Genomic DNA, 23,735 nt, shown 5'->3' on the forward strand with positions numbered 1-23,735 from the left:
GAGATCGCTGATGCCGCAGGGGAAGCCGAGCACGGTGCCCGCCGACGGGTTGACGACCCGGCAGCGGCGGCACCGGCCGCTGCTGATCGTGCACACCGGACAGATGAAGGGCAAGTCGACCGCCGCGTTCGGGATGGCGCTCCGGGCCTGGACCGCCGGCCTGCCGGTCGGGGTGTTCCAGTTCGTCAAGAGCGCCAAGTGGCGGGTCGGCGAGGAGAACGCCTTCCGGGCGCTCGGCGAGGTGCACGAGCGCACCGGGCAGGGCGCCCCGGTGGCCTGGCACAAGATGGGCGAGGGCTGGTCCTGGATCCAGCGCGGCGGCGCGGCCGACCACGCCGCCGACGCCCTGGAGGGCTGGCGGCAGATCCAGCGCGACCTGGCCGCCCAGCGGTACGGGCTGTACGTGCTGGACGAGTTCACCTACCCGATGAAGTGGGGCTGGGTGGACGTCGACGAGGTGGTCGCCACGCTGGCCGACCGGCCCGGCTTCCAACACGTGGTGATCACCGGGCGGGACGCCGACCCACGGCTGGTGGAGGCGGCCGATCTGGTCGCCGAGCTGACCAAGGTCAAGCACCCGATGGACGCCGGCCAGAAGGGTCAGAAGGGCATCGAGTGGTGACCGACGCGACGACGCCCTGGGCGCTGCCCCGGCTGGTGGTGGCCGCCTCGGCCAGCGGGCACGGCAAGACCACCGTGGCCACCGGGCTGCTCGCCGCGCTGCGCCGCCGTGGCCTGACGGTCAGCCCGCACAAGGTCGGCCCGGACTACATCGACCCCGGTTACCACGCGCTCGCCGCCGGCCGGGCCGGCCGCAACCTCGACCCCTTCCTGGTCGGCGCGGACCGGATCGCGCCGCTGCTGCGGCACGGCGCGAGCGTCCCCACGCCCGCCGACGTCGCCGTGGTCGAGGGCGTGATGGGCCTGCACGACGGCGCCGTGGGCCGGGGCGGCTTCGCCTCCACCGCGCACGTCGCCCGGCTGATCGACGCGCCGGTGCTGCTGGTGCTCGACACCACCGCGCAGGGTCGATCGGCCGCCGCGCTCACCCTCGGCATGGCCGCCTTCGACCCGGCGGTGCGCATCGGCGGGGTGATCCTCAACCGGGTCGGCTCACCCCGGCACGAGACGCTGCTGCGCGACGCGCTCGCCGAGGTGGGCGTGCCGGTGCTCGGGGCGGTCACCCGGGCCGCCGAGGTGGCCGCCCCGGCCCGGCACCTGGGGCTCGTCCCGGTCGCCGAGCGGGCGCCCGAGTCGCTCGCGATCGTCGCCGCCCTCGCCGAGCTGGTCGAGTCCACCGTGGACCTGGACGCCGTACTCGACCTGGCCCGTACCGCCGCGCCGCTGACGGCGCCCGCCTGGGACCCGCTCGCCGCCGTCGGCGGCCCGGCCGGCGGGGACCGCCCGCGGGTCGCGGTCGCCGGTGGTCCGGCCTTCACCTTCTCGTACGCGGAGACCACCGAGCTGCTCGCCGCGGCCGGCGCCGACGTGGTCACCGTCGACCCGCTGCGTGACCCGGCGCTGCCCGCCGGCACCCGCGCGGTGGTCATCGGGGGCGGCTTCCCCGAGGCGTACGCGGAGGCGTTGGCCGGCAACACGGCCCTGCGCGCCGAGGTGGCCGCCTTCGACGGACCGATCGTGGCCGAGTGCGCCGGGCTGCTCTACCTCGGCCGGTCCCTGGACGGCGCGCCCATGTGCGGGCGGCTCGACCTGACCGCCCGGATGACCGGTCGGCTGACCCTCGGCTACCGGGAGGCGGTCGCCGCCGCCGACTCCCCGGTGACCCGGGCCGGCGAGGCGGTACGCGGCCACGAGTTCCACCGCACCACCACCGACCCCGGCCACGGCGAGCAGGCGGCGTGGCGGTGGAACGGCGCGGCGCACGGCTTCGTGGCCGGCCGGGTGCACGCCTCCTACCTGCACACGCACTGGGCGGGCAGCCCGGCCGCCGCCCGCCGCCTGGTCGAGGCGTGCCGATGACCGCCGACAGCCGAGCCGCCGCACCTGTCGACGCGGTGCTGACCGGGGTCGGCGTCGGCCCCGGCGACCCGGAACTGCTCACCCTCAAGGCGGTGCGGGTGCTGCGCGCGGCCGACCTGGTCTTCGTACCCGTGATGGCGGATCGGCCGGCGAGCGCCGCGGACCGGGACGGGGCCGCCGGGCGGGCCGAGCGGACCGTGCTGGCGCACGTCGGGGCGGACCGGCTGCGCCGGCTGCCGTTCGCCCTGGACGACCGGGGCGGGGTCAGCCCGCGTCGCGCGGCGGCCTGGGACGCCGCCGCCCGCGCGGTGGTCGAGGCGGTCGACGCCGGGGCGCGGGCGCTCGCCTTCGCCACCATCGGCGACCCGAACGTCTACTCCACCTTCGGTTACCTGGCGCAGAGCGTCCGCGCGTCACGCCCGGCGGTGCGGGTCGCGACCGTGCCCGGCATCACCGCCATGCAGGAGCTGGCCGCGCGCAGCGGCACCCCGCTCTGCGAGGGACGCGAGCCGCTGACCCTGCTGCCGGCGACGGCCGGGCTGGCGCTGTTCGCCGACGCGCTGGCCGGCCCGGGCACCGTGGTCGCCTACAAGGGCTGGCGGCGGCACCCCGAGCTGGTCGGGGAGCTGCGCCGGCAGGGTCGCCTCGCCGACGCCGTGCTCGGGTGCGGCCTCGGGCTGCCCGACGAGCGGATCGGTGGAGTGGACGAGGCCGAGTACGACCTGCCGTACCTGTCGACGCTGCTGGTCCCCGCCCGGCGGGACCGCCGAGGAGGAAAACTGTGACCAGCCCCGGCAAGGTGTGGTTCGTCGGTGCCGGCCCCGGCGCGGCGGACCTGCTGACCCTGCGGGCGGCCCGGGTGATCGCCGAGGCCGACGTGGTGATCTGGGCGGCCAGCCTGGTGCACGCCGACGTGCTCGGCCACGCCCGGGCCGACGCGGAGATCGTGGACTCCTCGCAACTGCCCATCGAGGGTGTGCTGCCGCTGTACGAGCGGGCCGCGCAGCGGGGGCTGACGGTGGCCCGGATCCACTCCGGCGACCCGGCGCTCTGGGGTGCGGTGCAGGAACAACTGGACCTGTGCCGGGCGCTCGGCCTGGCCGTCGAGATCGTCCCCGGGGTCTCGTCGTTCACCGCCGTCGCCGCGATCGTCGGGCGGGAGCTGACCGTCCCCGAGGTCGCCCAGTCGGTGATCCTCACCCGCCTCGAAGGCGGCAAGACCCCGATGCCGCCCGGCGAACGGGTCCGCGACTTCGCCCGGCACGGCACCACGATGGCGCTGTTCCTCTCCGCCGCGCGGTCCGGGCAGGTGCAGACCGAGCTGCTGGCCGGCGGCTACCCGGCGGACACCCCGGCGGTGGTGGCGTACCAGGCGACCTGGCCGGACGAGCTGGTGGTGCGCTGCACGGTGGGCACCCTGGCGGCGACGGTCAAGGAGCACCGGCTCTGGAAGCACACGCTCTTCCTGGTCGGGCCGGCGCTGGCCGCCACCGGGACCCGCTCACACCTCTACCACCCCGGGCACTTCCACACCTACCGGCGGGCCGAGCCGGCCGCCCGGGCCGAGCTGCGCCGTCGCGCCGCCGCCCACCCCGCCGACCCGGTGGGCGGTGCCGAGTGACGTACCCGGAGCCGCCGCTGCGGGAGCCGGACCTGCCGCGTACCGCGAAGGTCCGGCCCACCGCGCTGCGCACCGGCTGGACCACCGGCGCCTGCGCGACGGCGGCGGCCAAGGCCGCGGTGACCGCGCTGGTCTCCGGCGCGCCGCAGCCCGAGGTGGAGATCGGGCTGCCGGCCGGCCAGCGGGTCCGCTTCCCGGTCGCCCGCTGCGAGCTGACCGGGGTCCCGCCGCGGTGTGCCGAGGCGGTCGTGGTCAAGGACGCCGGTGACGACCCGGACGTCACCCACGGCGCGGAGCTGACCGCCACCGTCGACTGGGCCGACGCCCCCGGGCTGCGCCTGGCCGGCGGGCCGGGCGTGGGCACCGTCACCAAACCCGGCCTGGGGCTCGCCGTGGGCGGCCCCGCGATCAACGACACCCCGCGTCGCATGATCAACGCGGCGGTGGCCGAGGTGGTCGACCTGGCCGAGGTCGGCGTCCGGGTGGTGATAAGCGTCCCCGGGGGCGAGATCATGGCCCGTAAGACCACCAACCGGCGGCTCGGCATCCTCGGCGGCATCTCGATCCTCGGCACCACCGGGATCGTCCGTCCCTTCTCCACCGCCTCCTGGCGGGCCAGCGTCGTCCAGGCCGTGCACGTCATGGCCGCGCAGGGCGAGCGGACCGTGGTGCTCTGCACCGGTGGGCGTACCGAGCGGGCCGCCCGCGCGCTGCTGCCGGACCTGCCCGAGGTGTGTTTCGTCGAGGTGGGCGACTTCACCGGCGCGGCGGTCAGCGCCGCCGTCGCCGACGGCATGACCGGGGTGGTGTTCGTCGGCATGGCCGGCAAGCTGGCCAAGCTCGCCGCCGGCATCCTGATGACCCACTACACCCGCTCCCGGGTGGACCTGTCGCTGCTCGGCGCCGTGACCGTCGAGGCCGGGGGCGATCCGGCGCTGGTCGCCGCCGTGACCGGGGCGAACACCGGCCGGCACGCGTACGAGCTGTGGGAGGCCGCCGGGCTGCTCGGTCCGGCCGGGGACCTGCTCTGCCACCGGGTCCGGCAGGTGCTGCTGCGCTTCGCCGGGCACGCCGTCACCGTGGACGTGGCGATGGTCGACTTCGCCGGGAGTCGCACCGTCGCCTCCACCGGCCGGTGGTCGCGATGAGCACGGTGACGGTGGTCGGCCTGGACGCGGCCGGTGCCCCGGCGCATCCCGCCCTGACACCGGCGCTCGCCGCCGCCCGGCTGGTGGTCGGCGCCGCCCGACACCTGGCCGCGGTGCCCGTGCCGCCCGGCGCGGCCACCGTCGCGCTCGGGCCGCTCGCCCCCGCCGTGGACCGGCTGGCCGCCGCCGTCGCCGCCGGCGTACCCGCCGTGGTGCTGGCCAGCGGCGATCCGGGCCTGTTCGGCATCGTGCGGCGCCTGCGCGCGGCCGGGTTGCCGCTGCGGGTCGTGCCGGCGGTGTCCAGCGTGGCCGCCGCGTTCGCCCGCGCCGGGCTGCCGTGGGACGGCGCCGCGGTGGTCACCGCGCACGGCCGGGACCCGCGGCCGGCGCTGAACGCCTGCCGGGCGCTGCCGCTGGTGGCGGTGCTCACCGCCCCCGGCGCCGGGGCCGCCGAACTGGGCGCCGGGCTGGTCGGCTGGTCCCGCCGGCTGCTGGTCGCCGAGCTCCTGGGCACCGACGCCGAACGGATCTGCGAGGTCACCCCGGCGCAGGCCGCCGCCGGGACGTGGACCGACCCGCACGTGCTGCTCAGCGTCGCCACGCCCGACCCCGGCGGGATGCGGTGGGACAACCAGCCGGCCGCCGCGCCGGCCGCCGGGTGGGCCCGGCCGGAGAGCGCCTACGCCCACCGCGACTCCATGATCACCAAGTCGGAGGTACGCGCCCTCGTCGTCGCCCGGCTGCGCCCCCGGCTGGGCCGGCTGGTCTGGGACGTCGGCGCGGGCAGCGGCTCGGTCGGCATCGAGTGCGCCCTGCTCGGTGCGGCGGTGCTCGCCGTCGAGCGGGACGCCGGGGCCGCCGACGCGATCCGGGCCAACGCCGCCGCGCACGCCGTCGACGTCCGGCTGGTCGTCGGGCCTGCTCCGGCGGTGCTGGCCGGCCTGCCCGACCCGGACGCGGTCTTCGTCGGCGGCGGGGGCACCGACGTGCTCGCCGCCGTGCTGGCCCGCCGCCCCGACCGGGTGGTGCTCACGCTGGCCGCCCTGGACCGGGTCGCGCCGGCCGTGGCGCTGCTCCGCGCCGCCGGCTACCGGGCCGAGGGCAGCCAGCTCTCCGCCGCCCGCCTCGCCGACCTGCCCGGCGGGTCGATCCGTCTCGCGGCCACCAACCCGGTGGTCGTCCTCACCGGGGAGCGCACGTGCACCACCTGACCTCGCACGCCCGGATCGGGCTCGTCGCGGCCACCGCCGCCGGCCGACGCCACGCCCGGAGCGTCGCCGACGCCTGGCCGCACGCCCGGCTGGTGCGGGGGGAGAGCGTCGCCGACGCGCTGCGAACCGCCTGGGCCGACTGCGACGCGGTGATCGCCTTCCTGGCCACCGGCGCGGTGGTCCGGATCCTCGCGCCGCTGCTCGGCGACAAGCGCACCGACCCGGCCGTCGTGGTCGTCGACGAGGCGGCGCGGCACGCGGTGGCGCTGCTCGGCGGGCACGCCGGCGGCGGCAACGCGCTCGCCGAGGCCGTCGGCGCGCTGGTGGATGCCCGGCCGGTGGTCACCACCGCCACCGACGCGGTCGACCTGCCCGGCCTGGACACCCTGGGCTGGCCGGTGGAGGGCGCGGTCGCCGCGGTCTCCCGGGCCATCCTGGACGGCGACCCGGTCCGGCTGGTCGCCGACGCGGACTGGCCACTGCCCGCCCTGCCGCCGAACGTCCGCCCCTGCGCCGCCGACGCCGAGCCGACCGGCTACCGGCTGCTGGTCACCGACCGGCTGGTGCCGCCGGACGACCGGACCGCCGTGCTGCGACCCCCGTCGCTGGTCGCCGGGATCGGGGCCAGCCGAGGCGTGCCCGCCGACGAGGTGCGCGACCTGCTGCACCGGGAGTTGACGTCGGCGGGGCTCAGTCCGGCCAGCCTGCGCTGCCTGGCCAGCGTCGACGTCAAGGCCGACGAGGCGGGCATCGCGGCGACCGCGGACGCGCTGGGCGTACCGCTGGTGACGCATCCGGCGGTGGCGCTGGCGGCGGTCGACGTGCCGCACCCCAGCGAGGTGGTGCGCGCCGCGGTCGGCACACCCAGCGTCGCCGAGGCCGCCGCGCTGCTCGGCGTCGACGGGCGGCCCGGCGACGCCGAGCTGCTGGTGCCCAAGACGGCGTCGGCGATGGCCACCGTGGCGGTGGCCCGGCACGCGCCGCGCGGCCGGCTCGCCGTGGTCGGGCTCGGGCCGGGCGCCGCCGACCTGCGCACCCCGCGCGCGGTCGCCGAGCTGCGCCGGGCGGCCGTGGTGGTCGGCCTGGACCAGTACGTCGACCAGGTGCGCGGCGTGCTGCGCCCGGGCACCCGGGTGCTGGCCAGCGGGCTGGGCGCGGAGGAGGCCCGGGCCCGGGCCGCCGTCGCCGAGGCCGCCGCCGGCCGGGCGGTCGCGCTGATCGGCTCCGGCGACGCCGGGGTGTACGCGATGGCGAGTCCGGCCCTGGAGTACGCCGACGAGCGGATCGACGTGGTCGGCGTACCCGGGGTGACCGCGGCGCTGGCCGCCGGCGCGCTGCTCGGCGCCCCGCTCGGCCACGACCACGCGTACCTGAGCCTGTCCGACCTGCACACCCCGTGGGAGGTCATCGAGCGGCGGGTGACCGCCGTCGCCGAGGGCGACTTCGTGGCGCTGTTCTACAACCCGCGCAGCCGCGCCCGCGACTGGCAGCTCGGCCGGGCCCTGGCGATCCTCGCCGCGCACCGCCCACCGGACACCCCGGTCGGCGTGGTGCGCAACGCCAGCCGCGCCGGCGAGCGGGTGCACCTGGCCACGCTGGCCACGCTCGATCCGCAGGTGGTCGACATGTACAGCGTGGTCGTCGTGGGCAGCAGCGACACCCGCCTGGTCGCCGGTCGGATGGTCACGCCCCGGGGGTACCGGTGGCGCTCGTGACCATCGGCGCCTGCCAGGGCTGCGGCGCCTGCCTGCTCACCTGTCCCACCCACGCGATCCGGCCGGTTGCCGGCGGCCTGACCGTCCGTGCCGACCGCTGCACCGGCTGCCTGGAATGCGTGGAGATCTGCCCGGTGGACGCGATCCGGGTCACCGGCCCCGACGAACGTGGAGGAACCCGATGAGTCCGACCGCCGTCAGCACCGCACCCCCGGTCGGCCGGTTCAGTCGCGCCGAACGGGTCCGCCTCGGCGGCATCGTGCTCGCCGTGGCCGTGCTGCACATCGCCGGCTGGAGCCTCTACCTGTACTGGAACAACCAGCCCGTGGCGGCCGGCGGGCTGGCCGGCGCCGGCACCCTGGCGTACGTGCTCGGGGTGCGGCACGCGTTCGACGCCGACCACATCGCCGCCATCGACGACACCACCCGGCTGATGCTGCTGCGCGGCCGGCGGCCGGTGGGCGTCGGCTTCTTCTTCGCCCTCGGGCACAGCGCGGTGGTGCTGCTGCTGGCCCTGATCGTCGGCCTGGCCTCGGCGAACCTCGGCGGCGCGGAGCTGGTGCGGGCCCGCGAGCTGGGCGCCACCGTCGCGATCGTCACCGCCACCGTGTTCCTGGCGCTGGTCGCGGTGCTCAACGCGGTGGTGCTCAGCGGGCTGGCCCGGCTGTGGCGCCGGATGCGCCACGGCGACCTGGACGAGCGGGAGCTGGACCTGCAACTGCTCAACCGGGGGCTCATGCAGCGGGTGCTCGGCGGTCGGGCCCGGGCGCTGGTGCGCTCCTCGTGGCACATGGCCCCGGTCGGTTTCCTGTTCGGCCTCGGTCTGGAGACCGCCAGCGAGGTGACCCTGCTGGCGCTGTCGGCGAGTACCGCCGCTGCCGGTGGCCTGCCGGTGCTGGCCCTGCTCACGCTGCCGCTGCTCTTCGCCGCCGGAATGTCGGCCATGGACACCGCGGACAGTCTGCTGATGAGCCGCGCCTACTCGTGGGCGTACCGGCAGCCGGCCCGGCGGCTCTTCTACAACCTGGCCACCACCGCGATGACGGTGCTGGTGGGCGCTGTGGTGGCAAGCGTCTACCTGGCCGGGCTGCTGGTCGACCACCTGGGGATGACCGCGCTCTCCGGGTACGCCGCCGTCGCCGACCACTTCGAGCAGCTCGGGTACGTGGTGGTGGGTCTCTTCGTGGCCTCCTGGGTGGGCGCGGTCGCGCTGTGGAAGCTGCGTGGCTACGACCGCCGCTACCCGGGCGCGGCGCCCGCCGGCACGGGGGAGCAGCCGTGAGCCGGGTGGTGCACCCGATCGAGGCGGAGTCGTACCGGATCCTGCGCGAGCGGGTCGACCTCACGCACCTGCCGCCGCTGACCCGCGCGGTGACCGAGCGGGTGGTGCACGCCAGCGCCGACCTGGCGTACGTCGACGAGCTGGTCTGTGACGAGGTGGCCCTGGCATCCGGTCTGGCCGCGCTGCGCGCCGGCGTGCCCGTGGTCACCGACGTGGCGATGGTCGCCGCCGGGATCACCCGCGCCGGCCTGGACCTGGTCTGCCCGGTCGCCGAGCCGGTCGCCGCCGAGCTGGGCCGCTCCGCCGGGATCACCCGGTCGGCGGCGGCCGTGCGGATCGCCCTGGACCGGGTCGGTCCGGGCGCGGTCTGGGTGGTCGGCTGCGCGCCGACCGCGCTTGTCGAACTGCTCGCGCTGGACGCCGCGCCGGCGCTGGTCGTCGGTCTGCCGGTCGGTTTCGTCGGCGCCGCCGAGTCCAAGTCGGCGCTGCGGGCCAGTGGCCTGCCCGCCGTGTCGAACGTGGGGGAGAAGGGCGGTTCGGCGGTTGCCGCCGCCGCTCTCAACGCTCTGCTCTACATCGAGGAGATGCCATGACCGGTCTGGTCATCGTCGGGCACGGTACGCGCAGCGCGGCCGGGGTCGACCAGTTCGCCGCGCTCGTCGGGCGGGTCCGCCGACGCGGTGTCGTCGGGGACGTCGAGGGTGGCTTCATCGAGTTGTCCCGTCCGCCGCTGACCGACGCGGTGACCGCGTTGGTGCAGCGGGGACACCGGGCGCTGGTGGCGTTGCCGCTGGTGCTCACCGCCGCCGGGCACGGCAAGGGCGACATCCCCGCCGCGATGGCCCGCGAGCAGCAGCGCCACCCGGGGTTGACCTACCGCTACGGTCGTCCGCTGGGCCCGCATCCCCTGCTGCACGCCGCGCTTGAGGAGCGGATCGACGCCGCGCTGGCCGGCGCCGACCGGGCCGGTACGTGGATCGCGCTGATCGGCCGGGGCTCCACCGACCCGGACGCCAACGCCGAGGTGGCGAAGGTCGCGCGGCTGCTCTGGGAGGGACGCGGGTACGCCGGTGTCGAGCCGGGGTTCATCTCCCTGGCGGAGCCGTCCGTGCCGGCGGTGCTGGAGCGGCTGCGCCGGCTCGGCGCGCGGCGGATCGTGGTGGCGCCGTATTTCCTGTTCGCCGGCGTGCTGCCGGACCGGATCGTCGCCCGGTCGGCCGAGTTCGCCGCCGCGCACCCGGATCTGGACGTGCGGGTGGCCGAGGTGATCGGCGACTGCGACGCGCTGGCCGACCTGGTGCTGGAGCGGCACGCCGAGGCGCTGGCCGGTGACATCCGGATGAACTGCGACACCTGCGCGTACCGGGTGCTGATGCCGGGCTTCGCCGACAAGGTGGGCCGCCCGCAGCGCCCGCACGACCATCCGGACGACCCGGTCGACGGCCACCACCACCACCACGACCACGACCACCATCATCACCACCACGGGGCGGCGGCGGGGTCGGTCGCGGTCGTCGGCGGCGGGCCCGGGCCGGACGACCTGATCACGGTACGCGGGAAGGCCCTGCTGGACGCCGCGGACGTGGTGGTGGTCGACCGGCTGGCCCCGCAGGGGCTGCTCGCGGGGCTGCGTCCCGCCGTGCTGGTGGTCGACGCGGCCAAGGTGCCCCGCGGTCCGTCGATGGCGCAGGACACGATCAACGAGGCGCTGGTGACGCACGCCCGCGCGGGTCGGCGGGTGGTCCGGCTCAAGGGTGGCGACCCGTACCTGTTCGGTCGCGGCCACGAGGAGGTGCGGGCCTGCACGGAGGCCGGTGTGCCGGTGACCGTGGTACCGGGCGTGAGCAGTGCGTTGGCCGCGCCGGCGCTGGCCGGTGTGCCGGTGACCCACCGGGGCGTCGCGCACGACGTCACCGTCGTCTCCGGGCACCTGCCGCCGGGTCACCCCGGCTCGCTCGTCGACTGGGCGGCGCTGGGCCGCGCCCGGGGCACGCTGGTGCTGCTCATGGCGGTGGACACCATCGCCAAGATCGCCGCCGCGCTGGTCGAGCACGGTCGCGCCCCGGAGACCCCGGTGCTCGCCGTGCAGGACGCCGGGCACCCCGGACAGCGGGCGGTGCCGGCCCGGCTGGACGAGATCGGCACGGTCGCCGCCCGGGAGGGTATCCGTCCGCCGGCCGTGTTCGTGGTGGGCCAGGTGGTGACGCTCGGCTGACCGATCCGTTCGGGCCCGGATCGACCGGCGTGGCTGCCCTTCCTTCCTACCGACTGGACGGTAGCATTGTGGGGCTGCACAGGGGATAGGGGGCCACCAATGGCGCGTACGACGTCCCGGCCGGAGCCGACCCGGCGCCGGCAACGCTGGCCGGACGGCTACGACCCGGAGAACACCCGCAAGTCGTTGATCACGAGTGCGCTGACGCTGATCGAGCAGCGTGGGTTCGACCGCACCTCGGTGCAGGAGATCGCCGACCAGGCGAAGCTCACCAAGGGTGCGTTCTACCACCATTTCGCCAGCAAGGACGACCTGCTGCGGCACATCCAGGAGGAGTACCTGGAGGCGCAGCTGGCGGCGATCCAGCGGATCGAGGCGGACAGCGACGACCCGAAGGACCGGGTACGCGAGCTGATCCGGTTCAGCCTCACCAGTGTGGCCGAGTACCGGGCCCACGTGACGATCTTCTATCAGGAGCGGCGCTATCTCACCGGCGATCTGTTCGCCGAGGTGACCCGCAAGCGTGGCCTGGTGGAGGCGGCCTTCGCCGGGATGGTCGCCGACGGCGTCGCCCGCGGGGTGTTCCGCGCGGACGTGGACCCGCGCATCGCCACGTTCGGCCTGGTCGGCATGTGTGCCTGGGCCTACCAGTGGCTGAACGTCGGTGGTCCGCTCAGCGTCGACGAGGTGGCGCGCCAGTTCAGCGCGATGGTGCTCGACGGCCTGTGCGTCTGATCCGGCGGCCGGTCAGCCGGCGAGCAGGTGACGGGCCATGACGAGTCGTTGCACCTGGTTGGTGCCCTCGTAGATCTGGGTGATCTTGGCGTCGCGCATCATCCGCTCCAGCGGGAAGTCCCGGGTGTAGCCGTAGCCGCCGAGCAGTTGCACCGCGTCGGTGGTGATCCGCATGGCCGCGTCCGAGGCGAAGCACTTGGCCGCCGCGCCGAAGTACGACAGGTCGGGCTCGTCGCGCTCGGACCGGCCGGCCGCCGCGTAGGTGAGCTGCCGGGCCGCCTCCAGCGTCATGCCCATGTCCGCGAGCATGAACTGGATGCCCTGGAAGTCGGCGACGGCCCGCCCGAACTGCCGGCGTTCCCGCACGTAGGCCCGCGCGTGGTCGAGCGCGCCCTGCGCGATGCCCACGGCCTGCGCGGCGATGGTGACCCGGGTGTGGTCGAGCGTCCGCATCGCGGTGGCGAAGCCGGTGCCCGGCTCGCCGATGATCCGGTCGGCCGGGATGCGGACGTCGTCGAAGTAGACCTCGCGGGTCGGTGACCCCTTGATGCCCAGCTTCCGCTCGGGTGCGCCGAAGCCGACGCCGGGGTCGGACCGCTCCACCACGAACGCGGAGATGCCGCGTGAGCGCGCCGCCGGGTCGGTCACCGCGAACACCGTGTAGTACTCGCTCACGCCGGCGTTGGTGATCCAGCGCTTGACCCCGTTGAGCACCCAACCGTCGCCGTCGCGCTCGGCGCGGGTGCGCATCCCGGCGGCGTCGCTGCCGGCCTCCGGCTCGGAGAGGCAGTACGAGAACATCGCCTCGCCGCGGGCGACCGGCGGCAGGTAGCGCTGCCGGAGTTCCTCCCCGGCGGCCAGCAGCAGCGGCATGGTGCCCAGTTTGTTGCCGGCCGGGATGAGCGACGACGAGGCGCAGGCGCGGGCGATCTCCTCGATGACGATCGCGGTGGCGAGGGCGTCGGCGCCGGCGCCGCCGTACTCGACCGGGATGTGCGGCGCGTGGAAGTCGGCGGCGCGCAGCGCGTCGTAGGCGACCTGCGGGAACCGGCCGTTCTCGTCCGCGTCGGCGGCGTGCGGCGCGACCTTGTCGTCGCACACGGCCCGCACGGCCTCCCGCACCGCCGTGTGCTCCTCGGGCAGTTGGTACGCCTCGAACACCGCAGACCTCCTCGTCGCCGACCTGGCACGATAATACCATCCGGTCGGTATGTAGCACCCCCTTGAGTTGTCCGCCGCCGACGTGTTAGATACCCACCAGTCGGAATGTTGGAGGCCGGGATGACACGCGCCGTCCGGACGGGAATGGACTTCATCTCCGCGCTCGACCGGGGAAGCCTCGGCGGTCTCGCCCGCCTGTGCGCCCCGGACGCGACCTGGTGGGTCGACACCGGTCCGGACCGTCGCGGTGGCGACCCGGACCTGGCGCCCGTCATCACCACCCTGCACCTGCACCACGCGGCGTCCGCCGCCGAACTGCTCGGCATCCCCGACGACGCGCTCCAGATCACCATGCTGCCGGTCGCCCACACCGTCGGCACCGACTTCCGGGTCGCGGCCCGCCGGCCGGTGAACAGCGTCAGCTACCTCGACCGGTGGGGCGTGCCGTTGCCCTACCGGGACAAGCCCGTCGACCGCCTCACCGGAGAGGACCACGTATGAGCACCGCCGTGATCACCGACATCGACGAGGTGCTGACCACCACCCGCGCGGTGCGGCACCGGATGGACTTCGACCGCCAGGTCGGCCGCGCCGTCGTCGAGGAGTGCCTGCGCCTCGCGCAGCAGGCGCCGATGGGCTCCAACCTGGAGGACTGGCGGGCCGTCGCGGTCGACGACCCGGCGCTGCGGCGCAAGCTGTCCGAGCTGTACACCGAGATCTGGTACGAGACGGTCGAGCGTCCGTTGGCCGGTGGCGAGGCGGCGACCACCACCCGGCTGTCGCCGACGGTCCGCGCCGATCCGTCGGCCCGGGCCCGGCAGCGCCGGGTCCTCGCCGCGGTGAAGCACCTCGTCGACCACCTGGCCGAGGTGCCCGTCCTCGTCGTCCTGTGCAGCACCAAGCCGGTCCCCGAGCGGCCGGTCGGCGGCACCGCGTCCGGCTACTACGGCTCGATCTTCCCGTTCGCCTGGTCGTTCCAGCTCGCGCTGCGCTCCCGGGGCCTCGGCTCGGTGCTGGCCACCGCCATGGCGCACAAGGCCACCCGGGTACGGGCCGTGCTCGGCCTGCCCGACTCGTGGCGACCGGTCACGCTCATCCCGGTCGCGTACACGAAGGGGCTGGACTTCCGCCCCGCGGCCCGGGCCGACCTCGCCGACGTGGCGTTCTGGAACGGGCCCACCGAGCGGGCCGCGACGGCGTCGGCATGAGAGCCGCGTACGTCGTCGAACCCTCCGCCGACCACCCGGTCGACGCGCTGCGCGTCGGTGACCTCGACGCCCCGGTGACGCCCGCCGGCTGGGTGGGTGTCGACGTGCGGGCCGGCGCGCTCAACATGCACGACATCTGGAGCCTGCGCGGCGTCGGCGCCCCACCGCCGGCCGGCCCCCGCGTCATCGGCAGCGACGCGGCCGGCGTCGCCGGCGACCGCGAGGTGATCGTCTATCCCGTGCTGCCCGCCGCGCCGACCGGCCGGACCGTCACCCACGCGACCCTGCTCCCGGACGCCGGGCACGGCGTGCTCGCCGAGCGTGTCGTGGTGCCGGCGGCACACCTGGTGCCCAAGCCCGCCGGGCTGAGCTGGGCCGAGGCGGCGAGCCTGCCGACGGCCTGGCTGACCGCGTACCGGATGCTGTTCACCCGGACGGCGGTCGGGCCCGGGACGGTGGTGCTCGTCCAGGGCGCCGGTGGCGGTGTCGCGACGGCCGCCACCTGCCTCGCGGTGGCCGCCGGCGCCACCGTCATGGTCACCTCCCGCTCCCCGGTCAAGCGGGAGCGGGCGCTGGCCCTCGGCGCGGCCGTCGCGCTGGACAGCGGCGAACGCACACCGGAGCTGGCCGACATCGTCGTCGAGACCGTCGGCCCGGCCACGTTCGCCCACTCGGTGCGCTCGACCCGGGCCGGCGGCGCCATCGTGGTGTGCGGCGGCACCAGCGGCTTCACCGCCCACCTGGACCTGCCCCGCCTGTTCGCCCGGGAGATCACCGTCCACGGCTCGACCATGGGCACGCTCGACGAGTTCCGGGCCCTGGTCGAGTTCGTCGACGCCCGGCACGTGCGGCCGGTCGTCGACAGCGTCGTCGACCTCGCCGACATCCGCCGCCAGGCCGGTCGGATGATCGCCGGCACCGGTTTCGGCAAGCTCTGTGTGAGTGTGTCGTGACCTCCGTCGTGGTGACCCGCCGCGGGCCCGCGCTGTGGGCCCGGATCGACCGCGCCGGCGTCGGCAACGCCTGCGACAGCACGGTGCTGGCCGGCCTCGAAGGCTGGCTCGCCGGGGCGACCGATCCGGACGTCCGGGTGCTCGTGCTCACCGGGACCGGCCGGAGCTTCTGCGCCGGGGCCGACCTCGCCGAGGCCACCGGCCTGCTCGGCGACCTGCCCGCGCTGCTGGCCCTCCTCGACCGGGGCCGCCGCCTGGTACGCCGGATCCGGGCGGCGGAGCTGCCCACCGTCGCGGCGGTCAACGGGGCGGCCTTCGCCGGCGGCCTGGAACTGCTGCTCGCCTGTGACATCGCGGTCGCCGCCGACAGCGCCCGGATCGGCGACCGGCACCTCGCCGTCGGCCAGGTGCCCGGCTGGGGATCGAGTGTCCTGCTGCCGCTCGCGGTCGGTCCGGCGCTCGCCCGGCGGCTGCTGGTCACCGGCGAGACCTGGTCGGCCGAGGAGTGCGCGCGCCGCGGCCTGGTCAGCCGGGCCGTCGCCGACGAGCAGCTCGTCGCGCACGTCGACGCGCTGGCGGCGACCGTCGCGGCCCTCGATCCGACCGCGGTCCGGCGGATGGTGCGCCTCGCCCGGCCGGTCGTCGACGACGCGGCCTGGGAGCGCGAGTGGGCGACGCTCACCGCGCACGTCACGGCCCAGGCGACCGCCGCCGCTCCCGAGTGACGCTTTCCGGACCGACCACCCGAAACGGAGTACCGCAGATGCGAGCCGTCAGACGAACGACCGTACGCACGCCGAGCGACCTGCTGGAACTGGTCGGCGCGGAGCTGGGCGTCAGCGCGCCGCAGGTGGTGACCCAGCGGCAGGTCGACCAGTTCGCCGACGTCACCGGCGACCACCAGTGGATCCACGTCGACGTCGAGCGGGCGCGGTCCGGGCCGTTCGGCACCACCGTCGTGCACGGCTTCCTGACCCTGTCCCTGGTGCCGCGGCTGCTGGCCGACATCCTCGAGGTGCAGACGTTCTCGATGGGGGTCAACTACGGGCTGGACCGGGTCCGGTTCATCAAGCCGTTGCCGCCCGGCGTCGAGATCCAGGGCACCGCGACGCTGGTCTCGGCGACGCCGATCGCCGCCCCGGCGGCCGGGCAGGCCGCCGGGGTGCAGGCCAAGGCGTCGGTGGCGGTGGAGTTCGCCGACCGGTCGCAGCCCTGCTGCGTGGCCGAGATCCTGTTCCGCTACTACGCCTGAGGCGCCCGGGGCGGGCCGGCGCTCACTCGGTCGCCGCCCGGGACGGCGTGACGAACCGGCCCCGGTAGAACGACAGCGCCGGCACGTCCGTCGGTGCCAGGTGCACCCGGTCGACGTCGAGCAGGAAGATCACGTGATCGCCGCTGGTGATCACCTCGTCGCGCACCCCGGCGAGGATCGCCGGGGTGCCGGGCAGCAGCGGTACGCCGTCCGGGCCGGGCACCCAGGACACGCCGCTGAGCCGTTCGGCGCCGGACAGGCCCGAGGTGGCGAACCGCCGGGCCACGTCCTCCTGGTCCTGGCCGAGGATGTGGATGGCGATCCGGTCGGCCCCGATCAGCACCGGGAAGCTCGACGAGTGGCTGGTGACGCAGAACAGCACCTTCGCCGGTTCGAGCGAGACCGAGGTGAACGAGTTGACGGTCAGCGCGGCGACGGCGCCGTCCGCGGTCACCGCGGTCACCGCGGTCACGCCGGTGGGGAAGTGTCCGCACACCTGGCGGAACTCGGCGGAGTCGAACAGGGGCTCGGCCATCATCGGTTCACCGCCGGGTCGTGGGAGTCGTGGTCGGGACGCAGCCCGTCTTCGAGCTGGATGAGGCAGAGCGTGTGCCCACCGGGGTCCTTCACCAGGTGCAGCCGTCCGTGCGGGCTGTCCACCGGTCCGACGGTCGGCCGCCCGCCCAGGGCGGCGACCCGGGCCACCGCGTCGTCGAGGGACGCGACCGCGAAGTAGGTGACCCACTTCGACGGGATCGGGTTGGGCCACTCGTTGTCGAGTTCGAGGACACCGGCGACCGGGACGTCGCCGAGCATCAGCACCGTGTAGGGCCGCGCGGTGGGGGAGTCACCGCGCTGCTGGGCGGTGTAGCCGAACAGGGCGCGGTAGTAGGCCACCGACGCGGCGGGCTCGCCGGTGTCCAGCTCGTTCCAGCACAGCGCGCCGACCGAGTTGAGCGCCTGGACGCCGGCGCGTGACTCGCCCTGGTAGAGACCGAAGGCCGCGCCGAAGGGGTCGACGACCGCCGCGCCGGTGCCGGCCGCGGGCAGGTACCGGGGTGGCGTGACCAACTCGCCGCCGAGCGCCACCGCCTGCCGCGTGGACCGGGCGACGTCGTCGACGGCGAAGTAGGTGAGCCAGCCCCGGGGCCGATCGCCGTGCAGGGCGGCGGCGTCGGAGATCCCGGCGACGTCGCGGCCGTCGACGCTGCACATCCGGTACGTCGTGCCGCCCAGCCGTTCGGCGCGGACCGTCCAACCGAGCAGCGAGCGGTAGAACGCCTCGGCCCGTTCCGGGTCGGGGGTGCACAGCTCCACCCAGACCGCCTCGCCGGGCTGGAATCGATGGCTCATCCGGAGGCTCCCTGCGTGGTCGGGCCCGCGACGATGGTGCGGGCCGAGATGTCGTAGGCCTGGTCGGCGGTCCCGGTGGCCAGGCTCGACTCGACGACCGCGACCACCGCCCGCAGCGTCGGTCCCGGCACGGCCAGCAGCGTGTCGACGAGGTCGTCCACCGCGTGGTCGAGGTCGTCCTCGGCGACCACCCGGGCGACCAGCCCCCAGGCGAGCAGTTGCGCGGCGGTCGCGGTCGACGCGCCGGTCAGCAGGTGGTAGGCGTGCTGGCGGGGCACCGACCGGGCGATGGTGTGGCCGACGCCGGCGGGGGCGAAGCCGTACCGGGCCTCCGGGAGCGACAGCCGGGCGTCGGCCGCGGCGATCGGCAGGTGCACGGCGCTGAGCAGGCCGGCGCCGAAACCGATGATCCGCCCTCGGACAGCGGCGACGACGGGCACCGGGAGTCGCCGGATCCGGTGCAGCGCCGCGTCGCTGGCGCGCAGGTCGGCGGCGACCGTCTCGGTGGTGGCGTCGGCCAGCGCGGCGAAGGCGGTGGTGTCCCAACCGCCGCAGAAGTGTCGACCGGCCATGTCGAGCCGGACGAGCGCGCAACGCTCGTCCGCGGCGGCGGTCTCCAGCGTGTCGACGAGTCCGTGCAGGCCGGCGTGGTCGAAGCAGTTGCCGCGTGCCGCGTTGTCGTAGCGGACCCGCGCCAGGCGGCCGTCGTGCCCATGGGTCAGGGTGATGGTCACGCCGGGGATCATACATACCGGTCGGTATGAAGACAACGCCGCTGGTTGGCCCGGCTCTGTCACACGAATGTCATGGACGGGATACCCGGGTGACCCGTTGACTTGATACCGGCTGGTCGGTACTTTGTGGCGAACGTCACCGCCGCCTCACGCGGAGACATGACGGGTCCATCGCTGTGAAGGACACCACGATGATCATGAAGTCCTTGCGTTCCCGGCGCTCCCTGGCACTTGCCGCCGCCGCGACCATCGCGAGCGCCGGCCTCACCGGGTGCGGCGGCTCCGACTCCGACAACGCCGGCGCGTCCGGCACGGCCACCATCCGGGCCCTGCTCGCCGCGCAACCGGCGACGCTCGACCCGATCGTGGGCGCACGCTCCGCCCAGATCGTCTGGGCGACGATGCTCGAGCCCCTGATCGACACCGGCGACGACCTGACGCCCACCGACACCGGCCTGGTGACGAGCTGGACCCGCACCGACGCCACGACCTGGAGCTTCAAGGTCCGGCCCGACATCAGCTTCAGCAACGGCGAGAAGGCCGACGCGGCGGCGGTCGCCAACACCATCACGCTCACCCGGGACAGCGCCGCGTCGCAGCTCAAGTCCTACTTCGGGAACGTCACCGCGATCGAGGCGCCGGACGCCACCACCGTCGTGGTCAAGACCAAGACCCCGCAGTACGACATCCCCGACCTGCTCACCACCGTCTACCTGGTGCCGCCGAAGTACTACCAGGAGAAGGGCTCGGAGGGCTTCGCCGCCGCACCGGTCGGCACCGGCCCGTACGTGTGGAGCGGTGCGAACGCCGGCCGCGACATCTCGGTCAAACGCAACCCCGACTACTGGGGCACCAAGGCGACGAACGACGGCGTCACCTTCACCTGGGCCAACGAGGCCGCCCAGCGCCTCGCGTTGATCCAGAGCAAGAGCGTGGACGTCTCCTTCGACCTGCCGCCGGCGCAGGCGAGCGCGGCCAAGGCGGCCGGCGTCAACGTGGTGAGCACCGAAACCGCCATGAAGATCATCGCCTTCCTCGACTCGACCAAGGCGCCGTTCGACGACCCGAAGCTGCGCGAGGCGGCGGCGCTGGCCATCGACCGCGACGCGATCGTCAAGGGCATCTTCGACGGCCAGGCGGTGCCCGACGCCGGCCTGCTCAACGTCCGACCCGGCCAGCAGCCGACGCAGAGCGTGACCGCCGACCCCGCCAAGGCCAAGGAACTCGTCGGCGGCGTGGCCCCCGGCGTGCAGATCAGCTATCCGGCGGCGCAGTACACCAACATCGAGGAGGTCTCGCAGGCCGTCGGCGGCAGCCTGGAGAAGGCCGGCTTCAAGGTGACCTACGTGCCGCTCGACTACGGCACGCTGGTCAAGCGGATCATCGGCCGTCAGGTGCCCGGCATCGCGATCTTCGCCGGCGTCCCGAACGTCGCCGTGCCGGACTACTTCGTCAGCGGCTTCATGAAGACGAAGTCGATCACCGGAAACTGCCCCGACCCGCAGATCGACACGCTCGCCCAGCAGGCGCTGGAGCAGGACGGCGCCGAGCAGGCCGCCCCGATCTACGAGCAGCTCAACACCGTCGGCGTGGTCCAGAAGCACTGCTACGTGCCGCTGTACCGGCAGGTGTTCAACTACGCGACCGGCCCGGGTGTCTCCGGAGTGGTGTTCGGCCCCCTGAACACCGTGGACTTCACGAAGACGACCCGCTGACGATGGCCGAGGTAGTGGAGACGGGGGTGCCGGGCGACGTCGGCCGGCACCCCCGCACCCCGGCGGCGGAGCCGCCCGTGCTGGTGGTCGACGACCTCGTCGTCGAGCACCGCAACGACCGCACCGGTGAGGTCTTCCGGGCGGTCGACCGGGTGTCGCTGCGCATCGGGGCCGGCGAGAGCGTGGCCGTCGTCGGCGAGTCCGGCTCCGGCAAGACCACGCTCGCGATGGCCGCCACCGGGCTGGGACCGCGCGGCGGAGGCGACATCCGGCTGCTCGGCCACCCGCTGGACTCGACCAGCCGGAGCCGGCTGCGCCGGCTCCGCCCCGAGGTGCAGGTGGTGTTCCAGGACCCGCACGGCTCGCTGGACCCCCGGCAGTCGGTCCGGTCCGGGCTGCGGGAGCTGCGTTCGCTGCAACCCGAGCGGACCTCCTGGATCGGTGACGCCGACCTGCTCGGCCGGGTCCGGCTCGCCCCGGACCTGCTCGACCGCTACCCGCACCAGCTCTCCGGCGGTCAGGCGCAACGCGTCTGCATCGCCCGCGCGCTGCTCATGCGCCCCCGCCTGATCGTCGCCGACGAGCCGACCTCCGGCCTCGACGTCTCCGTCCAGGCCGACGTGCTGGCCCTGCTCCGGCAGATCCGGGCGACCACCGGCGCGGCGCTGCTGATGATCAGCCACGACCTGGCCGTGGTCCGCTCGGTCTGCGACTCCGTGCACGTGATGTACCAGGGCCGGGTCGTCGAGGCGGGGCCCTGCGAGACGGTCTTCGGCTCACCCGAGCACGACTACACCCGCGAGCTGCTCGCCGCGATGCCCGGCGCGCGATGGAGGTCCCGCCGATGAAGGCCCGCACCGTACGCCGCGTCGGCGGCCGGCTCGCCTCGCTGTTCGCCTCCCTGCTCATCGCGCTGACCCTGGCGTTCCTGCTCGGCCGCCTCTCCGGCGACCCGACCGCCACCATCCTCGGCCCGATGGCGCCGCCCGAGCAGCGCGAGGCGCTGCGCCACCAGCTCGGGCTGGACCTGCCCGTCGTCGTCCAGTACCTCGACTACCTCCGGGGCGTCTTCACCGGCGACCTCGGCCAGTCGTTGCAGTTCTACCAGTCGAACGTCTCGATGATCGCCGACCGGTTGCCGTACACGCTCCAGCTCGTCGGCGCCGGCATGGCGCTGGCGCTGCTCGTCGGCGTCCCGCTCGGGGTGCTGGCGGCGACCCGGGAGGGCACCTGGTGGGACCGGGGGGCCTCCACACTCGCGCTGCTCGGGCAGTCGGTGCCGGTCTTCTGGTTCGGCATGATGCTCGTGGTGCTCTTCGCCGTGCAGCTCGGCTGGCTGCCCGCCGGGCAGTCGGGCAGCCCGAGGCACCTGGTCCTGCCCGCCCTCACCATGTCGGTCTACCCGATGGCGCACATCGCCCGACTCACCCGGGCGTCGATGAGCGACGCGCTGGCGGAGCCCTACATCGACTCCGCCCGCGCCCGGGGCATCAGCGCCGGCCGGGTGGTGTGGCGGCACGCCTTCAAGAACGCCATGATGCCGATCCTGACGATCGTCGTGCTCCAGACCGGCATCCTGCTCTCCGGCGCGGTCGCGGTCGAGTACGTCTACTCCTGGCCGGGGCTCGGACAGCTCGCGTTGCAGGCCATCCAGTTCCGCGACTTCCCGCTCGTGCAGGCCATCGTCGTCTTCGGCGCACTGGTCTTCGTGCTGCTGAACCTGCTCGTCGACGTGCTGCACTCGATCGTCGACCCGAGAGTGCGGTGACCACCGTGAGTCAACTCGAACTCGACCCCGTCGTCGCCGCCGTGCCACCGCCCCGACGGGCCGGCCGCCGTGGTCGTACCTCGGTCTTCTGGCTGGCCGTGCCGCTGGTGGTGGCCGCCGTCGCGGTGTTCGTGCTGCCGCTGACCGGCCTGCTGCCCGAGGCCGGTCAGGACCTGGCCGCGACCCGCCGGCCGCCGGCCTTCCTCGACGGCGGCACCTGGGCGCACCCGCTCGGCACCGACAAGCTCGGCCAGGACCTGCTCACCCAGTTCGTCTCCGCCGGCCGGCTCACCATCGTGATCGGCCTGGTCGGCGCGCTCGTCGCGATCGGTCCCGGCACGCTGCTCGGCCTGCTGGCCGGCTACTTCCGGGGCGGCGTCGACCGGGTCATCTCGATCCTCATCGACGCCCAGCTCGCCCTGCCGTTCATCCTGGTCGCCCTCGCCATCATCGCGAACCGGGGCAGCTCGCTGCCGGTGCTGTTCCTGGTGCTGGCGCTCACCGGCTGGGCCGTGTGCGCCCGGGTCACCCGCGCGGCGACGCTGGCGATCCGGGAACGGCAGTTCGTCATCGGCCTGCGCGCCGCCGGCGCCTCGGAACCCCGGATCGTCTTCCGGCACATCCTGCCCAACCTGGCCGGCACCATCGTCGCGCTCGGCACCCTCCAGGTCGGCACCGCGATCCTGGTCGAGAGCGCGCTGAGCTTCCTCGGCCTGGGCGTGGTCCCCCCGATGAACAGTTGGGGCTCGATGCTGGCCTCGGGCCAGGACGAGCTGAGCCAGGCCTGGTGGATCGCCTTCTTCCCCGGGCTCGCCATCACCCTGCTGGTGCTCCTGGTGAACCTGCTCGGGGATGCGCTGCTCACCCACCACGACCCGCGGAAGAGGCGGCGATGACCGCACTGCTGGAGCTGTCCGGACTGTCCGTCACCGCCCGCCTCGCCGACGGCGACCTGCGCCTGCTGGACGACGTCGACCTGCGGATCGGACGGGGCCAGATCGTCGGCGTGGTCGGCGAGTCCGGCAGCGGCAAGACCACCCTGGCCCGCGCCGTGGTCGGCCTGCTGGACCGCAACGTACGCGTCGAGCGGGGCAGCGTCGCGCTGACCGGTGAGGTGGTGGTCGCGCCCGGCGTCGACCGGACCGACCGGGTCCGGGGCAGCGCCGTCGGCATGGTCTTCCAGGACGCGTCCCGGTCGTTGAACCCGCTGATGAAGGTCCGCACCCAGCTCGCCGAGGTGCTGCGCCGCCACGTCCGCGACATCACCCGGGCCGAGGTCGAGCGGCGCTCGGTGGAGGTGCTGGCGCAGATGCGCATCACCGACCCCGCGCGCGTCCTGGACAGCTACCCACACCAGCTCTCCGGCGGGCTCCGGCAACGGGTCGCCATCGGCCTCGCCGTGGTCACCCGCCCCGCGCTGGTGATCGCCGACGAGTGCACCACCGCCCTGGACGTGACCACCCAGACCAAGGTCGTGGACCTGTTCCGCACGCTCGTCGACGAACTCGGCATCGGCCTGCTGTTCGTCACCCACGACCTGATGCTCGCCAGCGACCTCTGCCACCGGATCGCGGTGATGAGCGGCGGCCGGGTCGTCGAGCAGGGCGACGCGACGGACGTGCTGGACCACCCGCGGCAGGACTACACCCGGCGCCTGCTCGCCGCCATCCCCTCGTGGAGCTGA

25 protein-coding genes and 1 pseudogene are annotated in these 23,735 nt (G+C 74.7%); 22 read left to right on the forward strand and 4 right to left on the reverse strand.

Features of this window, described 5'->3' with window-relative positions:
- Nucleotides 1–10: 10 nt before the first annotated feature.
- From cobO to VKK44_RS09375, 12 genes and pseudogenes are all read left to right on the forward strand, one after another.
- A complete protein-coding gene (gene cobO / locus VKK44_RS09320) occupies nt 11–622 on the forward strand; it encodes a cob(I)yrinic acid a,c-diamide adenosyltransferase (protein WP_343446455.1) in 612 nt (203 codons plus the stop codon).
- Nucleotides 619–1,980 (forward strand): cobyrinate a,c-diamide synthase, encoded by a 1,362-nt coding sequence (locus VKK44_RS09325; RefSeq protein WP_343446456.1) that lies wholly within the window; start codon nt 619–621, stop codon nt 1,978–1,980. Before cobO ends, VKK44_RS09325 begins: the two co-directional genes overlap by 4 nt.
- Nucleotides 1,977–2,765 carry a precorrin-2 C(20)-methyltransferase gene (cobI, locus tag VKK44_RS09330; RefSeq protein ID WP_343446457.1) on the forward strand — a complete coding sequence of 263 codons (789 nt, stop codon included), beginning with the start codon at nt 1,977–1,979 and terminating at the stop codon, nt 2,763–2,765. Before VKK44_RS09325 ends, cobI begins: the two co-directional genes overlap by 4 nt.
- Complete coding sequence (cobM, locus tag VKK44_RS09335; RefSeq protein ID WP_343446458.1) at nt 2,762–3,601, forward strand: precorrin-4 C(11)-methyltransferase; 840 nt, start codon at nt 2,762–2,764, stop codon at nt 3,599–3,601. The genes cobI and cobM overlap by 4 nt, the downstream gene beginning before the upstream one ends.
- The gene (locus VKK44_RS09340; protein WP_343446459.1) at nt 3,598–4,749 is read left to right on the forward strand and encodes a cobalt-precorrin-5B (C(1))-methyltransferase; all 1,152 of its coding nucleotides are present in this window, start codon (nt 3,598–3,600) and stop codon (nt 4,747–4,749) included. The genes cobM and VKK44_RS09340 overlap by 4 nt, the downstream gene beginning before the upstream one ends.
- Nucleotides 4,737–5,960, forward strand: a pseudogene (cbiE, locus tag VKK44_RS09345) (precorrin-6y C5,15-methyltransferase (decarboxylating) subunit CbiE); the annotation flags it as partial. The gene VKK44_RS09340 and the pseudogene cbiE, both read left to right, overlap by 13 nt.
- A complete protein-coding gene (gene cobJ, locus VKK44_RS09350) occupies nt 5,948–7,675 on the forward strand; it encodes a precorrin-3B C(17)-methyltransferase (protein ID WP_343446460.1) in 1,728 nt (575 codons plus the stop codon). The pseudogene cbiE and the gene cobJ, both read left to right, overlap by 13 nt.
- The gene (locus VKK44_RS09355) at nt 7,663–7,860 is read left to right on the forward strand and encodes a DUF362 domain-containing protein (protein WP_107155315.1); all 198 of its coding nucleotides are present in this window, start codon (nt 7,663–7,665) and stop codon (nt 7,858–7,860) included. Before cobJ ends, VKK44_RS09355 begins: the two co-directional genes overlap by 13 nt.
- Nucleotides 7,857–8,957: a HoxN/HupN/NixA family nickel/cobalt transporter gene (locus VKK44_RS09360; RefSeq protein ID WP_343446461.1), complete on the forward strand. Its 1,101-nt coding sequence runs from the start codon at nt 7,857–7,859 to the stop codon at nt 8,955–8,957. Before VKK44_RS09355 ends, VKK44_RS09360 begins: the two co-directional genes overlap by 4 nt.
- Nucleotides 8,954–9,550 (forward strand): precorrin-8X methylmutase, encoded by a 597-nt coding sequence (locus VKK44_RS09365; RefSeq protein WP_343446463.1) that lies wholly within the window; start codon nt 8,954–8,956, stop codon nt 9,548–9,550. Before VKK44_RS09360 ends, VKK44_RS09365 begins: the two co-directional genes overlap by 4 nt.
- Nucleotides 9,547–11,172: a uroporphyrinogen-III C-methyltransferase gene (gene cobA, locus VKK44_RS09370; protein ID WP_343446465.1), complete on the forward strand. Its 1,626-nt coding sequence runs from the start codon at nt 9,547–9,549 to the stop codon at nt 11,170–11,172. Before VKK44_RS09365 ends, cobA begins: the two co-directional genes overlap by 4 nt.
- 99 nt (nt 11,173–11,271) lie before the next feature.
- Nucleotides 11,272–11,907 (forward strand): TetR/AcrR family transcriptional regulator, encoded by a 636-nt coding sequence (locus VKK44_RS09375; RefSeq protein WP_343446466.1) that lies wholly within the window; start codon nt 11,272–11,274, stop codon nt 11,905–11,907.
- A 12-nt stretch (nt 11,908–11,919) separates the two neighbouring features.
- On the opposite strand, the gene VKK44_RS09380 is transcribed toward VKK44_RS09375, so the two are convergent.
- Nucleotides 11,920–13,068, reverse strand: coding sequence for an acyl-CoA dehydrogenase family protein (locus VKK44_RS09380; protein WP_343446467.1), 1,149 nt, complete (start codon nt 13,066–13,068; stop codon nt 11,920–11,922).
- A gap of 120 nt (nt 13,069–13,188) precedes the next feature.
- Between VKK44_RS09380 and VKK44_RS09385 the strand changes: the two genes are divergently transcribed.
- Genes VKK44_RS09385 through VKK44_RS09405 form a run of 5 tightly spaced genes read left to right on the forward strand, consistent with a single transcriptional unit; the run spans nt 13,189 to nt 16,481 of the window.
- Nucleotides 13,189–13,569: a hypothetical protein gene (locus VKK44_RS09385; protein WP_343446468.1), complete on the forward strand. Its 381-nt coding sequence runs from the start codon at nt 13,189–13,191 to the stop codon at nt 13,567–13,569.
- On the forward strand, nt 13,566–14,276 hold the full coding sequence (locus VKK44_RS09390) for a nitroreductase family protein (protein WP_343446469.1): 711 nt from the start codon (nt 13,566–13,568) through the stop codon (nt 14,274–14,276). Before VKK44_RS09385 ends, VKK44_RS09390 begins: the two co-directional genes overlap by 4 nt.
- Nucleotides 14,273–15,229, forward strand: a complete 957-nt coding sequence (locus VKK44_RS09395; RefSeq protein ID WP_343446470.1) for a zinc-binding dehydrogenase — start codon at nt 14,273–14,275, stop codon at nt 15,227–15,229. The genes VKK44_RS09390 and VKK44_RS09395 overlap by 4 nt, the downstream gene beginning before the upstream one ends.
- Complete coding sequence (locus VKK44_RS09400) at nt 15,226–15,954, forward strand: enoyl-CoA hydratase/isomerase family protein (protein ID WP_343446471.1); 729 nt, start codon at nt 15,226–15,228, stop codon at nt 15,952–15,954. Before VKK44_RS09395 ends, VKK44_RS09400 begins: the two co-directional genes overlap by 4 nt.
- 38 nt (nt 15,955–15,992) lie before the next feature.
- Complete coding sequence (locus VKK44_RS09405; RefSeq protein ID WP_343446472.1) at nt 15,993–16,481, forward strand: MaoC family dehydratase; 489 nt, start codon at nt 15,993–15,995, stop codon at nt 16,479–16,481.
- Nucleotides 16,482–16,503: 22 nt separating this feature from the next.
- On the opposite strand, the gene VKK44_RS09410 is transcribed toward VKK44_RS09405, so the two are convergent.
- The 3 genes from VKK44_RS09410 to VKK44_RS09420 are packed head-to-tail and all read right to left on the reverse strand — an operon-like array spanning nt 16,504 to nt 18,568.
- Nucleotides 16,504–17,019 (reverse strand): flavin reductase family protein, encoded by a 516-nt coding sequence (locus VKK44_RS09410; protein ID WP_343446473.1) that lies wholly within the window; start codon nt 17,017–17,019, stop codon nt 16,504–16,506.
- Nucleotides 17,016–17,834 carry a VOC family protein gene (locus VKK44_RS09415; RefSeq protein ID WP_343446475.1) on the reverse strand — a complete coding sequence of 273 codons (819 nt, stop codon included), beginning with the start codon at nt 17,832–17,834 and terminating at the stop codon, nt 17,016–17,018. The genes VKK44_RS09410 and VKK44_RS09415 overlap by 4 nt, the downstream gene beginning before the upstream one ends.
- The gene (locus VKK44_RS09420) at nt 17,831–18,568 is read right to left on the reverse strand and encodes an enoyl-CoA hydratase/isomerase family protein (protein WP_343446476.1); all 738 of its coding nucleotides are present in this window, start codon (nt 18,566–18,568) and stop codon (nt 17,831–17,833) included. Before VKK44_RS09420 ends, VKK44_RS09415 begins: the two co-directional genes overlap by 4 nt.
- A 191-nt stretch (nt 18,569–18,759) precedes the next feature.
- Between VKK44_RS09420 and VKK44_RS09425 the strand changes: the two genes are divergently transcribed.
- From VKK44_RS09425 to VKK44_RS09445, 5 genes are read left to right on the forward strand one after another with little or no spacing between them, the layout of a single operon-like run.
- Nucleotides 18,760–20,283 carry an ABC transporter substrate-binding protein gene (locus VKK44_RS09425; RefSeq protein WP_343446477.1) on the forward strand — a complete coding sequence of 508 codons (1,524 nt, stop codon included), beginning with the start codon at nt 18,760–18,762 and terminating at the stop codon, nt 20,281–20,283.
- Nucleotides 20,284–20,285: 2 nt separating this feature from the next.
- Nucleotides 20,286–21,131 (forward strand): ABC transporter ATP-binding protein, encoded by an 846-nt coding sequence (locus VKK44_RS09430; protein ID WP_343446478.1) that lies wholly within the window; start codon nt 20,286–20,288, stop codon nt 21,129–21,131.
- Nucleotides 21,128–22,051: an ABC transporter permease gene (locus tag VKK44_RS09435; protein ID WP_343446479.1), complete on the forward strand. Its 924-nt coding sequence runs from the start codon at nt 21,128–21,130 to the stop codon at nt 22,049–22,051. Before VKK44_RS09430 ends, VKK44_RS09435 begins: the two co-directional genes overlap by 4 nt.
- Before the next feature lie 5 nt (nt 22,052–22,056).
- On the forward strand, nt 22,057–22,947 hold the full coding sequence (locus VKK44_RS09440) for an ABC transporter permease (RefSeq protein WP_343446480.1): 891 nt from the start codon (nt 22,057–22,059) through the stop codon (nt 22,945–22,947).
- Nucleotides 22,944–23,735, forward strand: coding sequence for an ABC transporter ATP-binding protein (locus VKK44_RS09445; protein WP_343446481.1), 792 nt, complete (start codon nt 22,944–22,946; stop codon nt 23,733–23,735). The genes VKK44_RS09440 and VKK44_RS09445 overlap by 4 nt, the downstream gene beginning before the upstream one ends.

The organism is Micromonospora sp. DSM 45708, assembly GCF_039566955.1.
In the GTDB taxonomy this organism is placed as follows: domain Bacteria; phylum Actinomycetota; class Actinomycetes; order Mycobacteriales; family Micromonosporaceae; genus Micromonospora.

What these genes read in the sequence shown, in the direction of transcription:
- VKK44_RS09435 (WP_343446479.1), top strand. Translation starts at nt 21,128, where the DNA reads ATGAAGGCCCGCACCGTACGCCGCGTCGGCGGCCGGCTCGCCTCGCTG.
- VKK44_RS09395 (WP_343446470.1), top strand. Translation starts at nt 14,273, where the DNA reads ATGAGAGCCGCGTACGTCGTCGAACCCTCCGCCGACCACCCGGTCGAC.
- VKK44_RS09375 (WP_343446466.1), top strand. Translation starts at nt 11,272, where the DNA reads ATGGCGCGTACGACGTCCCGGCCGGAGCCGACCCGGCGCCGGCAACGC.
- VKK44_RS09415 (WP_343446475.1), bottom strand. Translation starts at nt 17,834, where the DNA reads ATGAGCCATCGATTCCAGCCCGGCGAGGCGGTCTGGGTGGAGCTGTGC.
- cobI (WP_343446457.1), top strand. Translation starts at nt 1,977, where the DNA reads ATGACCGCCGACAGCCGAGCCGCCGCACCTGTCGACGCGGTGCTGACC.
- VKK44_RS09360 (WP_343446461.1), top strand. Translation starts at nt 7,857, where the DNA reads ATGAGTCCGACCGCCGTCAGCACCGCACCCCCGGTCGGCCGGTTCAGT.
- VKK44_RS09445 (WP_343446481.1), top strand. Translation starts at nt 22,944, where the DNA reads ATGACCGCACTGCTGGAGCTGTCCGGACTGTCCGTCACCGCCCGCCTC.
- cobO (WP_343446455.1), top strand. Translation starts at nt 11, where the DNA reads ATGCCGCAGGGGAAGCCGAGCACGGTGCCCGCCGACGGGTTGACGACC.
- VKK44_RS09385 (WP_343446468.1), top strand. Translation starts at nt 13,189, where the DNA reads ATGACACGCGCCGTCCGGACGGGAATGGACTTCATCTCCGCGCTCGAC.
- VKK44_RS09410 (WP_343446473.1), bottom strand. Translation starts at nt 17,019, where the DNA reads ATGATGGCCGAGCCCCTGTTCGACTCCGCCGAGTTCCGCCAGGTGTGC.
- cobA (WP_343446465.1), top strand. Translation starts at nt 9,547, where the DNA reads ATGACCGGTCTGGTCATCGTCGGGCACGGTACGCGCAGCGCGGCCGGG.
- VKK44_RS09390 (WP_343446469.1), top strand. Translation starts at nt 13,566, where the DNA reads ATGAGCACCGCCGTGATCACCGACATCGACGAGGTGCTGACCACCACC.
- VKK44_RS09425 (WP_343446477.1), top strand. Translation starts at nt 18,760, where the DNA reads ATGATCATGAAGTCCTTGCGTTCCCGGCGCTCCCTGGCACTTGCCGCC.
- VKK44_RS09405 (WP_343446472.1), top strand. Translation starts at nt 15,993, where the DNA reads ATGCGAGCCGTCAGACGAACGACCGTACGCACGCCGAGCGACCTGCTG.
- VKK44_RS09430 (WP_343446478.1), top strand. Translation starts at nt 20,286, where the DNA reads ATGGCCGAGGTAGTGGAGACGGGGGTGCCGGGCGACGTCGGCCGGCAC.